Raw genomic sequence first — 13,649 nt, forward strand, 5'->3', positions numbered from 1 at the left:
AGATGGCAGCGGGGCACGGCCGGAAGGGACAGGACAGTGGACTTCACCTTCACCGAAGAGCAGCAGGCAGCCGCCGAAACGGCCAAGGCCGTCTTCGCCGACGTCGCACCCGACGCCGTACCCAGCCCCGCCCTCACCCCGGGCGCGGTCGCCGACGACTTCGACCGCGCCCTCTGGGCCCGCCTCGCCGACACCGACCTGCTCGGCCTCGTCCTCGACCCCGCCCACGGCGGCTCCGGACTCGACCCCATCGCGCTGTGCCTCGTCCTGCGCGAATCCGCCCGAGCCCTCGCCCGCGTGCCCCTCCTCGAAACGTGCGCCGTCGCGCTCACCCTCCAGCACCACGCCCCCGCCGCCACCGCCGACGCCCTGCTCCCCCGCGTCGCCCGCGGCGAACTCGTCCTCACCGCCGCCGCCCAGGGCCGCACCGGCCACGACCCGGCACCCCTCGCCGTCACCGCCCGCCACGACCCCACCGGCTGGACCCTCGACGGCCACACCAGCGCCGTCCCCTGGGCCCACCAGGCCGACCGCATCGCCGTCCCCGCACACACCCCCGACGGCCGCACCGTCCTCGCCCTGCTGCCCCGCACCCACGCCGGACTCACCCTCGCCGACCAGTACGCCACCCACGGCGAACTCCTCGCCGAACTCCACCTGGACGACGTCCACCTCGACCCCACCGACGTCATCGACACCGAAGGCGCCTGGGAACGACTCCACGCCCTCCTCGCCACCGGAACCTGCGCCCTCGCCCTCGGCCTCGGCGAACAGGTCCTCGCCATGACCAGCCAGTACACCGGCAAGAGGCAACAGTTCGGCCACCCCGTGGCCACCTTCCAGGCCGTCGCCGTCCAGGCCGCCGACCGCTACATCGACCTACGCGCCATGGAAGTCACCCTCTGGCAGGCCGCCTGGCGCATCACCACCGACGCCACCGGAGCACTCCCCGCCGCCGGAGACATCTCCGTCGCCAAGATCTGGGCCGCGGAGGGCGTCCGCCGCGTCGTCCAGACCGCCCAACACCTCCACGGAGGCTTCGGCGCCGACACCGACTACCCCCTGCACCGCTACCACGCCTGGGCCAAACACCTGGAACTGTCCCTCGGCCCCGCAGCCCTGCACGAGGAAGAACTGGGCGACCTCCTGGCCGCCCACCCCCTCGCCTGACCAGCCCGAACCGGACAGGCCCTACAGGACGAAAGCGGAGCCGCCGCCGTCCGTCACCATCGGACGGCCGGCACCCTCCCAGGCCAGCATGCCGCCGTCGACGTTCACCGCGTCGATGCCCTGCTGCACCAGGTACTGCGTGACCTGCGCCGAACGGCCCCCCACCCGGCACATCACGAACGCCCGCCGCCCATCGGCCACGGCCTCGGTCACCTCACCGAACCGCGCCACGAAATCACTCATCGGAACGTGCAGCGCGCCCTCGACATGACCCGCCGCCCACTCGTTGTCCTCACGCACGTCCAGCACCAGAGCATCAGCCGGCACGGAAGCCGCGTCGACGGACGGCAGCGGGGCGAAATTCATGGACCTGGCCTTCTCTCTGAAAACTCCGCGCCACTCACAGGCGCACACCGTCGAAACTACTGCACCCGACCTAGTCGACGAGCCCGCCGAGCTCCGCCTCACGCTCGGCGACCTGCGCGAGCAACTGCTCCGCGATCTCCTCCAGCAGCCGATCGGGATCGTCCGGCGCCATCCGCAGCATCGCGCCGATCGCGCTCTCCTCCAGCTCCCGCGCGACCAACGACAGCATCTCCTTGCGCTGTGCCAGCCACTCAAGACGCGCGTACAGCTCCTCGCTCTCGCTGAGCCGCACCTCCGGCACCGGCCCGGCCGCCCACTCCTCGGACAGCTCCCGCAGCAGACCCTCGTCCCCACGGGCGTAGGCCGCGTTCACCCGCGTGATGAACTCCTCGCGCCGCGCACGCTCGTCCTCGTCCCGCGCCAGATCCGGATGCGCCTTGCGCGCCAGGTCCCGGTACAGCTTGCGGACCTCGTCGGACGGCCGCACCCGCTTCGGCGGCTGCACCGACCGGTCCGTCAGCATCGCCGCCGCCTCGGGGGACAGCCCGTCGGAGTCGACCCAGTCGTGGAACAGCTCCTCGACGCCGGGCATCGGCATGACCGCCGCCCGCGCCTCCTGCGCCCGCCGCAGGTCCTCGGGATCCCCGGTGCGCGCCGCCTTGGCCTCCGCGATCTGCGCGTCCAGCTCGTCGAGCCGCGCGTACATCGGGCCGAGCTTCTGGTGGTGCAGCCGGGAGAAGTTCTCCACCTCGACCCGGAAGGTCTCGACCGCGATCTCGAACTCGATCAGAGCCTGCTCGGCCACCCGCACCGCCTGATCGAGCCGCGCCTCAGGCCGCTCGCTCTGGTCCACGCTCACGTCACGCCCGTCCACGTCCTCGTTCCGGCTCGTCGCCACCCAGCCTACGGCTCTCTCGGGGGGGGCTCCCCCCTCCCTCCCCCCTCCCCCTCCTCCCCTCCCCCTTCTTCACCAAGCCATGTCCCGGCTTCTTCACGAAGCCGTGCCCTGCCCCGGGTAACGGGCCTTGGGCCTTCCCGGGGCGCGCCCCCGGCGTCAGACCCCGTGTTCCGCCGCTATGCGGCCGCTGCGGATGGCCGACAGGAGGTCGGTGTGGTCCGCCGTGGTGCGGTCCGCGTAGGCGACGGCGAAGTTCGCGACGGCCTCGTCGAGCTCCTCGTTCTTGCCGCAGTAGCCGGCGATCAGACGCGGGTCCGCGCTGTGGGCGTGAGCGCGGGCCAGCAGGGCGCCGGTCATGCGGCCGTAGTCGTCGAACTGGTCGGCCGTGAGGGCGGCGGGGTCGACGCTTCCCTTGCGGTTGCGGAACTGCCGGACCTGGAAGGGCCGGCCCTCGACCGTCGTCCAGCCGAGCAGGATGTCGCTGACGACCTGCATCCGCTTCTGCCCGAGCACCACGCGCCGCCCTTCGTGCCCGGCGTCGAGCGTCGTGAAGCCGACGGCCGGCAGGTGAGGCAGCAGCGCCGAGGGGCGGGCCTCCTTGACCTGGAGGACCAGCGGCTCGCCCCGGTGGTCGAGGAGCAGCACCACGTACGAGCGGGTGCCGACGCTGCCCGTTCCGACGACGCGGAAGGCCACGTCGTGGATGGCGTACCGGGCGAGCAGCGGCAGTCGGTCCTCGGAGACGGTCGCCAGGTAGGGGCCGAGGGAGGCGGCGACGGCTGCCGCTTCCGCGTCGGGGACGCGTCGCAGCACCGGCGGTGCGTCGACGAAGCGTCGCCCGCCGCCCTCGGCTTCGGGGACGGCTTCGGTGGAGCGTGCGGCGAAGCGCGCGCTGGTGTTGTTGCGGGCCTTCGCCGAGACCCGTTCGAGGGTGCCTATGAGGTCGCGGGCGTCGGTGTGGGAGACGAGTTCCTCGTCGGCGATGGCGTTCCAGGCGTCGAGGGCGGGAAGCCGGGCGAGCAGGCGCATGGTGCGCCGGTAGGCGCCGACGGTGTCGAAGGCGGCGGCCCGGCAGGTGTCCTCGTCGGCGCCGGCCTCGCGTCCGGCGAGGACGAGGGAGGTGGCCAGCCGCTTGAGGTCCCATTCCCAGGGGCCGACGACGGTCTCGTCGAAGTCGTTGAGGTCGATGACGAGCCGGCCTCGGGCGTCGCCGTAGAGGCCGAAGTTGGCGGCGTGCGCGTCGCCGCACAGCTGGGCGGCTATGCCGGTGACGGGGGAGCCGGCGAGGTCGTGGGCCATGAGTCCGGCGGAGCCGCGGAGGAACGCGAAGGGGCTGGCTGCCATGCGGCCGACCCTGATGGGGGTGAGCTCGGGCACGCGGCCCCGGTTGGACTCCTCGACGGCGCGGGCGGCGTCGGGGCGGTCGGGCGCCGGGGTGAGCAGGGCCTGGGCGGCGCGGGGGAGGTCGTCCCGGAGGCGCTTGCCGCGCTGCTTGGCGGCGGCGGTGGCTCCTTCTGCGGCGCGCGGGGCGAAGCCGGGTACGTGCGGGAGGCGGGCCGTGCCGCCGTCCGCCGTCGTGTGATCGCGCTGTCCCGGTACCGCTGTCGTGATGTCGTCCATGGGACGCCCTCCCCCGCCGTTCGCTGTTCCGCCAACATCAACTTCGCTGACGGGTCATGACGGTACAGCCGGGGCTGCGAGCCGTCTCCCCCTGTGGACAACGCCCTGTGGACAACTCTTCGGGGTGGTCGGGCGTCCCGGGGAGAGGCGGGTGTCAGACGCCGATCGCCTCTTCCATCTCCTCTTCCGCGTCTGCGTCTGCGTCCGCGTCCGCCGGGGCGTTGGCCGGGGCGGTGGGGGCGGCGGGGGCGGTCGTCGTGGTCGGCGGTGTGCGGCGACGGGCCTCGGCGAGGCCGGCGGTGACGGTCAGGACGATGCCGGCGAGGAGCCAGAAGGTCAGGACGAGGATGTTGCCGCCGAGGGCGTGCCCGTCGAAGTAGACGTGGTCGCGGACGCCTTCGACGAAGCCGGCGCCGTTCCAGAAGGCGTGCAGCGAGCCGAAGAACCCGGGCTGGAGCTCGGGCCGGTAGATGCCGCCGGAGCTGGTGAAGTTGAGCATCACGAACAGGACCATCACGCCGAGGGTGGTCCAGCGCTTGAGGAAGGTGTGGAGTCCGACGCCGATCAGCAGGATGCCGGCGCAGTACAGCCAGGACATGGCCCAGACGCCGCCGAGACCGTGGTCGACGAGGTGGAAGAGGGGTCCTGCGAAGGCGGTGCCGATGAGGCTGACGAGGAGGGACATGCCGGCGGCGAGCAGGGCGCGGATCCGCATGGGCAGGACGGCGCCGGCGCCGCCGATGACGGCGACGGAGGCGTAGGAGCCGATGCTGAGGGCGACGAGGAGGAAGAAGACGCCCTGGCCGGTGGGGTCGCCGGGGGAGACGGGGGCGACGTCGGTGACCTTGAGCGGGTGCCCCTGGGTGGCGGCGACCTTGGTGAAGACCTTCTCGACGGCCATGGCGCTGGTGTCGGAGGAGGCGGAGGCGACGAGGAGTTCGGGCCGGGCGGCGTTCCCGGCGGCCGCCTCGGTCGGGGTGCCGGGGATGTACGCGCCGAAGCTGGACCGGTCGTGCAGGGCGGTGGTGGCGGTGGCGCGGTCGGGGACGGTGCGGACGTCGAGGGCGCCGGCGCCCTTGTCCTGGAGGGTCTGGGCGAGGACCTGGGCCTGCGGTCCGGACCCGACGATGTCGACGCGCAGGTCGTGCGGTTCGGGGGCGTGGAAGGCGCCCAGGTACGCGAGGCCCATGCCGACGCACATGAGCAGCGGGGTGAGTAGGTGCCCGAGGACGTGGCGCAGTGCTCCCTTGACGGTCGGTCCTGTGGACACCTGAACCTCCATGGTTGGCTTTTACAACTAAAAAACCGTTGTACTATACAACCGAAAGGGAAGGTGCGACACATGCGCCCGTCCCGCGGCAGCAAGGAGCGCACCATGAGCGGCGGCGCGCGGGAGAGCTCTCTCGACATCATCCAGCGGGAACTGACGGCCTTCGCCCGCCGCGCGCGGGCGGCCGCGGCCCGGCTCCATCCGGAGCTGCCGCTGGTCTCGTACACGCTTCTCGCCCACATCGACGACCAGCAGGGCTGCCGGGCCACGGATCTCGCGGCCCATTACCTGCTGGACAAGTCGACGGTCAGCCGCCAGATCGGCGCCCTGGAGAAGCTCGGGCTGGTCGAGCGGCGGCCCGACCCGACCGACCACCGCGTCCAGGTGCTGCACCCGACCGAGGCGGGCACGCAGGTCCTCGCCTCCACGCAGGCCAGCCGGCTCGCCGCGTACGAGGAACGCCTCAAGGACTGGTCGGCCGAGGACCTGGCCGCCTTCGCCACCTACCTCCTGCGATACAACGCCGCCGGCGACGCCGGCCACCCCGCCCCCATCGGGGACTCCTGGCCCAGGCCGAAGCCCTAGCCCCGGCCCGCCTCGGCCCCCCGCCGAGCCCAGGCCCCCCAGCCCCGCACGCCCCAGCCCGACCTGCGCCGGCCCTCGCGCGGCCTCAGCCCCCGGTCCCGGAGGCCGCCGGGCCCCACCGGCCCCCTACAACCCCGCGTCCCGGGCCAGCAGCGCCGCCTGCACCCGGTTCTCGCAGCCCAGCTTGGCCAGAATGCGGCTCACGTATGTCTTCACCGTGGCCTCGCTCATGTGCAGCCGCCGGCCCGCGTCGGCGTTGGACAGGCCCTCCCCGAGCAGCGCCAGCACCTCGCGCTCGCGCTCGCTGAGCGCGGTCAGCCGGGACCTCGCCTCCTCCGCGCGGGCCGCCTCCCGCCCGGAGGCGAGCTGCTCGACCACGTGCCGGGTGGCGGCGGGGGAGAGATACGCGTCGCCCGCGGCGGCGGCCCGGACGGCCCGGATCAGCTCGGCCGGCGCCGTGTCCTTGAGGAGGAAGCCGGCACCGCCGTGCTCCAGCGCCCGCAGCACGTTCTCCCGCTCACCGAAGGTCGTGAGCACGATCACCCGGGTCGACGGAGCTGCCCGCCGCAGCTCCGGCAGGGCGGAGAGGCCGTCGAGCACGGGCATCTGGATGTCGAGCAGGACCACGTCCGCGGCGTGGGCGCGCGCCAGATCCACCGCCTCGCGGCCGTTCACGGCCTCGGCGACGACCTCGATCTCCGCGTCCGAGGTGAGGATCATCCTGATCCCCGCCCTGATCAAGGGCTCGTCGTCGGCGATCACCACCCTGATCCGCTGCCCGGCCCCCTCCCCGGCCCGAGTCCCCACTCCGACCCCGGTCCCGGCTCCTGCCCCAGTCACGGCCACTCCCCAACGGCTCCCGGTACGACGGGCCGGCTAGCGCACGACGTCGTACGACTTCTTCTCGATCAGCTTGCCGTCCTTGAAGCAGAACCGGAAAACGGGCTCGGACTCCACGTCGTCCCCCATCTCCGTGCTCATGAGGACCAGGCACTTGGACCCTTCGGGCTCCTTGGGCCCCTTCCCGTGCAGGCCGGTCGTGGCGAGCGTGTCACCCGAAGGAAGCCGGTCGCGCACCTCCTGCTCGCTCTGTCCCACCTTGACTGCGTCGTACTCGGCGGGGTCGATGATCCCCTTCGACACCGAGCTCATCATGAAGAAGACGCCGAAGCCCCCGGCCACCAGCAGCAGCACGAGCGCGGCGAACGCGATCCCGCACCCGATCGCTATCCCGCCTCCGGTGCTCCTGCCCCTGCCCGCCTTCATCGCCATCGCCAGCTCCCGCTCGGTCACGGTCCAGTCGGACGGTCCGACTGCGACCCGACCACGGTGTCCGAGCGAGGCCTTCTTCGACTGCTGCCGGAAGTCGTCGGCCGCATCGACGAAAGGCGCGGCGTGCGGAGCGGTGTACGAAGCCGCGTACGGATTCAGCAGACCCGCCTCGTCCGGGTCCACGCCCGGGTCGGCGAAGGGATCCACGTACGGCACGGCCTCCACCGCCCCGTACGGCAGGACGCCGGCGACCCGGAAGCCACCGCTGTCCGCGGGGCCTGCGTGGACGATGCCGCCGACCAGCCGGGCCCGCTCGTGCAGCCCGGTCAGGCCCTGCCCGCCGCTGACGACGCCGGTCGGCCGGTCGGTGGTCTCCTCGTTGAGGACCTCGACGACGAACGCGTCCGGTTCGTAGCGCACTTCGACGGAGATCGGGGCTCCCGGCGCGTGCTTGTAGGCGTTCGTCAGGCCTTCCTGGACGATCCGGTACGCGGCGTGGTCGACGGCCGGTGCGAGCGCCTTGGCGTCACCGTGCCGCGTCAGACCGATCGTGGTCCCGGCGGACCGGGCTGCGGCGACGAGCCCCTCGATGCCGGCGGTCCCCCGAGCCGCCCGCCCCGTCTCGTCACCCGGAGGCGCGACCGGGGCACCAGGCCCCTCGTCCGGGGCCGCGACACCGTCGCGCAGGATGCCGACGACCTCGCGCAGCTCGTGCATGGCGTCCACGGACGCGTTCCGCAGCACGGCCACCGCCTCACGCTGGCGGTCGGTCAGGTTCGGGTCCACTTCCAAGGCGCCGGTGTGCACGGAGATCAGCGCCAGCTGGTGGCCGAGGCTGTCGTGCATGTCCTGGGCGATCCGCTGCCGCTCCCGCATCCGCGCCTGCCCCACGACCATCGCCCGCTCCCGCAGCAGCTGGACGTTGCGCTCCTGGAGCGCGTGCAGCAGGGTCCGGCGCTGGGTCCAGTAGCGGTTGGCGAGTCCGGGCGCGAGCGTCGTGCCCAGGAAGTACAGGGTCGATATGAAGACGACCGTCAGCATGCGCTGTTGGCCCCAGGCCTCGGCCACGGTGCCCGCCATGTTCAGCACGTAGGCGGCGGTGAACGCGGCAAGGGCACGCCCCGCGCCCGCGATGTAGCGGCCCGCCGACCAGCCGATCAGGATCAGCAGCGCCAGGAAGCCGGGGACGAACGGCGCGAGGAACGACGTGACGACGAGCACGGTCGCGGGCAGCCTGCGCCGCAGCAGCGACAGCACGGCCGAGCCGACGGCCACCACGACGAGCGCCCAGCCGTCCTTGCCGAGGAGGTCCTGAGTGCCGGCGGCCAGCAGCGCCATGACGACGGCGACCACGAGCTCGCCGGCGGTCCTGCGCCGCGACCACTGTCCGGGCACCGCGAACCAGCGCCACCCGGCACCGAGCAGCGTCACCAGCCGTGTCCCGGCCGTCCCGATCTTCGAAGGAGCTTCCACGCTCGCACGATAGGGCCCGCCTCCGGCCGCCCGCCGTCCTCTTTCGTCGCGCCCCCTGTCGACGAAGGTCGTCCGCCCGCGGAGGCGACGGAGCCTCCGTCCGGGCGGTGGAGCGCCTGCGAGAACCGCCGATCGGCCTCACGGCGCACGCCTCACCCCGGGCACCTCACGCCGGACGCCTCACGCCGGGCACCTCACCCCGGACGCCCTACTCCAGGACTCCTCACGCCGGACGCCCTACTCCAGACACCCCACCGCGCACGCGTCTCCACGCACGTCTCACCCCGGGCGCATCACCCCGCACGCCGCACCACGCCCCCGTCTCCAGGACTCCTCACCATCGACGCGTCATGACGGGCGCGTCAGGCCCCAGGTCTGCAGGACGAAGGGCCGGCCCTTCTCCTCACCCTCGATCAGGGGCACGTCGAGCAGGCGGAATCCCGCCCTGGTGGCCACGGCGACGCTGGCGGCGTTCTCGGCTTCCAGCTCCAGGATCACCTGCTCCGCGCCCAGCTCCTCGAAGGCGTACGCGGCCATCGCCCGCACCGCCCGCGCGGCCAGCCCCTGACCCCGGTGCGCCGGGCCGACCGCGTAGCCGATCTCCGTACCTTCGGGCGCGCGGCGCAGCATCACCTCGCCGAGCGGCGCGGAACCGTCGGTGGTGATGGCGAGCAGGATGGTCGTGCCCTCGGCCCGCAGCTGCCGGGCCCGGACCAGCCTCGCGCGAGCGGCGGCTTCGTCGAAGGGCGAGACGATCGGCGTCCAGTACGCGATGTCGGGGTGGTCGAACAGATCCGGCATCGCGGCCAGGTCCGCCTCGGTCCAGTCACGCAGGACGAGACCTTCGCCCTTGAGCTCGATCCGAGCGGGAAACGGCGACGGGGTGCTGGTCATGGGGGCGGCCCCTCCAGGGACGTGGGTAGGACGAGCGACGAGTGCGGCTGGCCGGGACGGTCACCATCTCACCGGATTCCCCGGCCCACAGGATTCCCGGCCCCCGGATTACCCGGCCCACCAGATTCCCCGCGCTCACCGGCTCTCCGACTCACCAGGTCACCGGCTCTCCAGCTCACCGGCTCTCCGGCTCTCCAGCTCACCGGCTCTCCGACTCACCAGGTCACCGACTCACCGGCTCTCCAGCTCACCGGCTCTCCGACTCACCAGGTCACCGGCTCACCGGCTCACCGGCTCTCCACAGCTCACCGGCTCACCGACTCACCGACTCACCAGCTCACCGGATTTCCGGCCCATCTGATTCTCCGGTGAGCAGCCACACACGCGGGCTCCCTCTCCCCGGGCACCCCAGTGGGCTACGTCACACCCACACCCACCCCCGACCGGCGGGGAAAAGAGAAACGGTCGGCATCGTGATTACGATGCCGACCGTTTCGTCGGTGCGCGAGGGGGGAGTTGAACCCCCACGCCCTTGCGGGCACTGGAACCTGAATCCAGCGCGTCTGCCTATTCCGCCACCCGCGCATTGGGTGGTCTCCCGGCTCCCTCACCTTTCGGTTCGTTCGCCTGGCGACATCTGAAGATTAGCACGTCGCAGACCTTGGATTCACATCCGTTGTTTCGACCCCGCCTCGGCGGACGAGGAGAGAGGGGGACGAGGAGCGAGGGACGGGGGCAGGGAGACGGGGTCGGTGAGAAAGGAAGGGCGGCAGTGGCACACGAGACCCTCCTGCTCCGCTCGCGGGTGCGGGACACTGTCCACAGGCCGCCTCTACGATCCGTGGAAGCAGCCTCCCGATGGGACTGCGGATGGGACTGCGGAAGGTCTGTGAGAGGTGACACTCGTCCACAGGGCAGAGAAGGGGAACCAGCCGATTTCCCGACGCGTGGATACGATCAGTAAGCAGTACCAGGACGACAACGACGGAGGAGGTGCCCCATGGGAGTCCTGAAGCGGTTCGAGCAGCGACTCGAAGGTCTCGTCAACGGCACCTTCGCCAAGGTCTTCAAGTCCGAGGTCCAGCCCGTCGAGATCGCCGGCGCGCTCCAGCGCGAGTGCGACAACAACGCGACGATCTGGAACCGCGAGCGGACCGTCGTCCCCAACGACTTCATCGTGGAGCTGAGCGCGCCGGACTACGAGCGCCTCAGCCCCTACTCGGGCCAGCTCGGCGACGAGCTCGCCGGCCTGGTCAGGGACTACGCCAAGCAGCAGCGGTACACCTTCATGGGCCCGATCAAGGTCCATCTGGAGAAGGCCGACGACCTCGACACCGGTCTGTACCGGGTGCGCAGCCGTACGCTCGCGTCGAGTTCGTCACAGCCGCAGCCGCCCTCCGGCCACCCCCAGCAGCCCGGCCAGGGTCAGCAGCAGTCGCCCCGCGGCGGCTACGGCTACCCGCCGGCCGGCGCCCCGCCGATGCCCGCGGCCCCGCCGCCGGGTGCCCCGGCCATGCCGGGGCACCGTCCGGCGGCGCCCGCCGCGGGCCGCCCCGGCGGCCCCGCTCCGGTGCCGGGCGGAGGCGGCGGTCAGGTCCGCCGCTGGATCGAGATCAACGGCACCCGTCACCAGATTTCCCGCCCGACCCTGGTCCTCGGCCGCAGCACCGACGCGGACGTGAGGATCGACGATCCCGGCGTCTCCCGCCGGCATTGCGAGATCCGGACCGGAACGCCCTCGACGATCACGGATCTCGGGTCCACCAACGGCATCGTGGTGGACGGGCAGCACACCACCCGCGCTACGCTCCGCGACGGCTCGCGGATCGTCGTGGGCAGCACCACCATCGTTTACCGGCAAGCCGAAGGGTGAAGCGGGGGCAATGTCAGAGCTGACCCTGACGGTCATGCGGCTGGGTTTCCTGGCCGTTCTGTGGCTGTTCGTCATCGTGGCCGTCCAGGTCATCCGTAGCGACCTGTTCGGCACGCGGGTCACCCAGCGGGGTTCGCGCCGCCAGGAGGGACGCGCCGCACAGCAGGGCGCCCGCCAGGCCGCGGCGCCCCCGCAGCAGCGGGGTGGCCAGCAGGCCGCCGCGGGCGGCGGGCGGCAGCGCCGCGGCGCCCCGACCAAGCTCGTCGTGTCCGAGGGCACCCTCACCGGCACCACGGTGGCCCTGCAGGGCCAGACGATCACGCTGGGCCGGGCCCACGACTCGACGATCGTGCTGGACGACGACTACGCCTCCAGCCGGCATGCCAGGATCTACCCGGACCGGGACGGTCAGTGGATCGTCGAGGACCTGGGGTCCACCAACGGCACGTATCTCGACCGGACCCGCCTCACCACCGCCACACCGATTCCGCTGGGCGCGCCGATCCGCATCGGCAAGACCGTCATCGAGCTTCGGAAGTAGTGCTACATCATGAGTAAGCGCGAACGGAGCGAGCGCGCCGGGACGGTCCCCACGAAGGGCCGCCCCGAGGACCGCGCGGCAGCCCGGGCAGCGGGCCAGGGCGGGTACGGGCTCCCGACCGGAGGGTGGGCAGTGTGGCTCGAGACCGGCGGCACCCCGAGGCGGCGCCGACAGGGCAGGTGGGCATGAGTCTTTCACTGCGTTTCGCCGCGGGCTCGCACAAGGGCATGATCCGCGAGGGCAACGAGGACTCCGGCTACGCCGGTCCGCGGCTGCTCGCGATCGCCGACGGCATGGGCGGTCAGGCCGCCGGTGAGGTGGCCTCGTCCGAGGTGATCTCCACCCTGGTGACGCTCGACGACGACGTCCCCGGCTCCGACATCCTCACGTCGCTGGGTACGGCGGTGCAGCGCGCCAACGACCAGCTGCGGATGATGGTCGAGGAGGACCCCCAGCTGGAGGGCATGGGCACGACGCTCACCGCCCTGCTGTGGACGGGTCAGCGCCTCGGCCTGGTGCACGTCGGCGACTCGCGCGCGTACCTGCTGCGCGACGGCGTGCTCACGCAGATCACGCAGGACCACACCTGGGTGCAGCGGCTCGTCGACGAGGGCCGCATCACCGAGGAGGAGGCGACGACCCATCCGCAGCGTTCGCTGCTGATGCGCGCCCTCGGCAGCGGCGACCACGTGGAGCCCGATCTCTCCATCCGCGAGGTGCGGGCCGGCGACCGCTACCTGGTCTGCTCCGACGGCCTGTCGGGCGTCGTGTCGCACCAGACGCTCGAGGAGACCCTCGCCAGCTACCAGGGCCCCCACGAGACCGTGCAGGAGCTGATCCAGCTCGCGCTGCGCGGCGGCGGCCCCGACAACATCACGGTGATCATCGCGGACGTCCTCGACGTCGACGGCGGCGACACCCTCGCCGGACACCTCAGCGACACCCCGGTCATCGTGGGCGCGGTCGCCGAGAACCAGACCCAGCTGCACGACGGCGGTGCCATGCACACGCCCGCGGGCCGCGCCTCCGGGCTCGGCCGGCCGGCCCCGCACCAGCAGCCGCCGGCGGGCGGCTTCGGCCCGCCCGGAAGCGGTGACGACCACGGCTACGGCGGGATGCCGCCGCAGGGCTCGTTCGGCTCGTACGCGGACGACGACTTCGTGAAGCCGCGCACCGGCCGCAAGTGGCTGAAGCGCTCCTTCTTCCTGCTCCTCGCCCTCGGCGTGATCGGCGGCGGCCTGTACGGCGGGTACCGCTGGACGCAGACGCAGTACTACGTGGGGTCGAACGACGAGCACGTGGCGCTGTACCGGGGCATCAGCCAGGACCTGGCCTGGGTGAAGCTCTCGGAGGTCGAGAAGGACCACCCCGAGATCGAACTCAAGTACCTGCCGGCGTACCAGCGCAAGCAGGTCGAGGACACGATCGCGGGCGGCAGCCTCGACAAGGCCCAGACCAAGATCGCGGAGCTCGCCCTGCAGGCCTCGGCCTGCAAGAAGACCGAGCAGCGCCAGAAGGCCGCCGCGGCCGCCGCCGACAAGGCGAGCACGCCGCCGCCCTCGGAGGGCGCCGCGTCGCCGAACCCCAAGCCCACCACGGCCGCACCGTCCCCTGGACCCACCTTGTCCTCGGAGGAGCAGAAGCTGGCCTCGAACTGCGGCAAGCAGTAAGCAGACCCGTAGGGGGC

At 72.1% G+C, this 13,649-nt stretch carries 12 protein-coding genes and 1 tRNA gene; 5 read left to right on the top strand and 8 right to left on the bottom strand.

From position 1 onward, the window contains the following. Positions 1–36: 36 nt before the first annotated feature. The gene (locus AB0M16_RS18000) at positions 37–1,170 is read left to right on the top strand and encodes an acyl-CoA dehydrogenase family protein (protein WP_365343876.1); all 1,134 of its coding nucleotides are present in this window, start codon (positions 37–39) and stop codon (positions 1,168–1,170) included. A gap of 21 nt (positions 1,171–1,191) precedes the next feature. On the opposite strand, the gene AB0M16_RS18005 is transcribed toward AB0M16_RS18000, so the two are convergent. From AB0M16_RS18005 to AB0M16_RS18020, 4 genes are all read right to left on the bottom strand, one after another. Further along, positions 1,192–1,536, bottom strand: a complete 345-nt coding sequence (locus AB0M16_RS18005; RefSeq protein WP_365343878.1) for a rhodanese-like domain-containing protein — start codon at positions 1,534–1,536, stop codon at positions 1,192–1,194. Between the two features lie 70 nt (positions 1,537–1,606). Next, positions 1,607–2,410, bottom strand: coding sequence for a J domain-containing protein (locus tag AB0M16_RS18010; protein WP_365344012.1), 804 nt, complete (start codon positions 2,408–2,410; stop codon positions 1,607–1,609). A 180-nt stretch (positions 2,411–2,590) separates the two neighbouring features. Then, positions 2,591–4,054: a DUF2252 domain-containing protein gene (locus tag AB0M16_RS18015; protein WP_365343880.1), complete on the bottom strand. Its 1,464-nt coding sequence runs from the start codon at positions 4,052–4,054 to the stop codon at positions 2,591–2,593. A 154-nt stretch (positions 4,055–4,208) separates the two neighbouring features. Next, positions 4,209–5,336, bottom strand: coding sequence for a hypothetical protein (locus tag AB0M16_RS18020; protein WP_365343882.1), 1,128 nt, complete (start codon positions 5,334–5,336; stop codon positions 4,209–4,211). 93 nt (positions 5,337–5,429) lie between these two features. Between AB0M16_RS18020 and AB0M16_RS18025 the strand changes: the two genes are divergently transcribed. Continuing rightward, complete coding sequence (locus tag AB0M16_RS18025; RefSeq protein ID WP_365344014.1) at positions 5,430–5,909, top strand: MarR family winged helix-turn-helix transcriptional regulator; 480 nt, start codon at positions 5,430–5,432, stop codon at positions 5,907–5,909. Between the two features lie 126 nt (positions 5,910–6,035). Here AB0M16_RS18025 and AB0M16_RS18030 read toward each other — a convergent pair whose 3' ends face one another. The 4 genes from AB0M16_RS18030 to AB0M16_RS18045 form a co-directional block, all read right to left on the bottom strand. Continuing rightward, positions 6,036–6,671 (bottom strand): response regulator transcription factor, encoded by a 636-nt coding sequence (locus AB0M16_RS18030; RefSeq protein ID WP_365343884.1) that lies wholly within the window; start codon positions 6,669–6,671, stop codon positions 6,036–6,038. Between the two features lie 114 nt (positions 6,672–6,785). Next, complete coding sequence (locus tag AB0M16_RS18035) at positions 6,786–8,519, bottom strand: histidine kinase (protein WP_365344016.1); 1,734 nt, start codon at positions 8,517–8,519, stop codon at positions 6,786–6,788. Between the two features lie 483 nt (positions 8,520–9,002). Next, positions 9,003–9,548, bottom strand: coding sequence for a GNAT family N-acetyltransferase (locus AB0M16_RS18040; RefSeq protein WP_365343886.1), 546 nt, complete (start codon positions 9,546–9,548; stop codon positions 9,003–9,005). A gap of 501 nt (positions 9,549–10,049) precedes the next feature. Further along, a tRNA-Leu gene (locus tag AB0M16_RS18045) sits at positions 10,050–10,133 on the bottom strand. Between the two features lie 415 nt (positions 10,134–10,548). Here AB0M16_RS18045 and AB0M16_RS18050 point away from each other — a divergent pair. From AB0M16_RS18050 to AB0M16_RS18060, 3 genes are all read left to right on the top strand, one after another. Then, the gene (locus AB0M16_RS18050; protein ID WP_365343888.1) at positions 10,549–11,421 is read left to right on the top strand and encodes a DUF3662 and FHA domain-containing protein; all 873 of its coding nucleotides are present in this window, start codon (positions 10,549–10,551) and stop codon (positions 11,419–11,421) included. 10 nt (positions 11,422–11,431) lie between these two features. Then, complete coding sequence (locus AB0M16_RS18055) at positions 11,432–11,962, top strand: FHA domain-containing protein (protein ID WP_365343890.1); 531 nt, start codon at positions 11,432–11,434, stop codon at positions 11,960–11,962. 185 nt (positions 11,963–12,147) lie between these two features. Next, positions 12,148–13,632, top strand: a complete 1,485-nt coding sequence (locus AB0M16_RS18060) for a Stp1/IreP family PP2C-type Ser/Thr phosphatase (RefSeq protein ID WP_365343892.1) — start codon at positions 12,148–12,150, stop codon at positions 13,630–13,632. The last annotated feature ends 17 nt before the right edge of the window (positions 13,633–13,649 follow it).

The organism is Streptomyces sp. NPDC051921 (genome assembly GCF_040680975.1).
GTDB lineage: Bacteria > Actinomycetota > Actinomycetes > Streptomycetales > Streptomycetaceae > Streptomyces.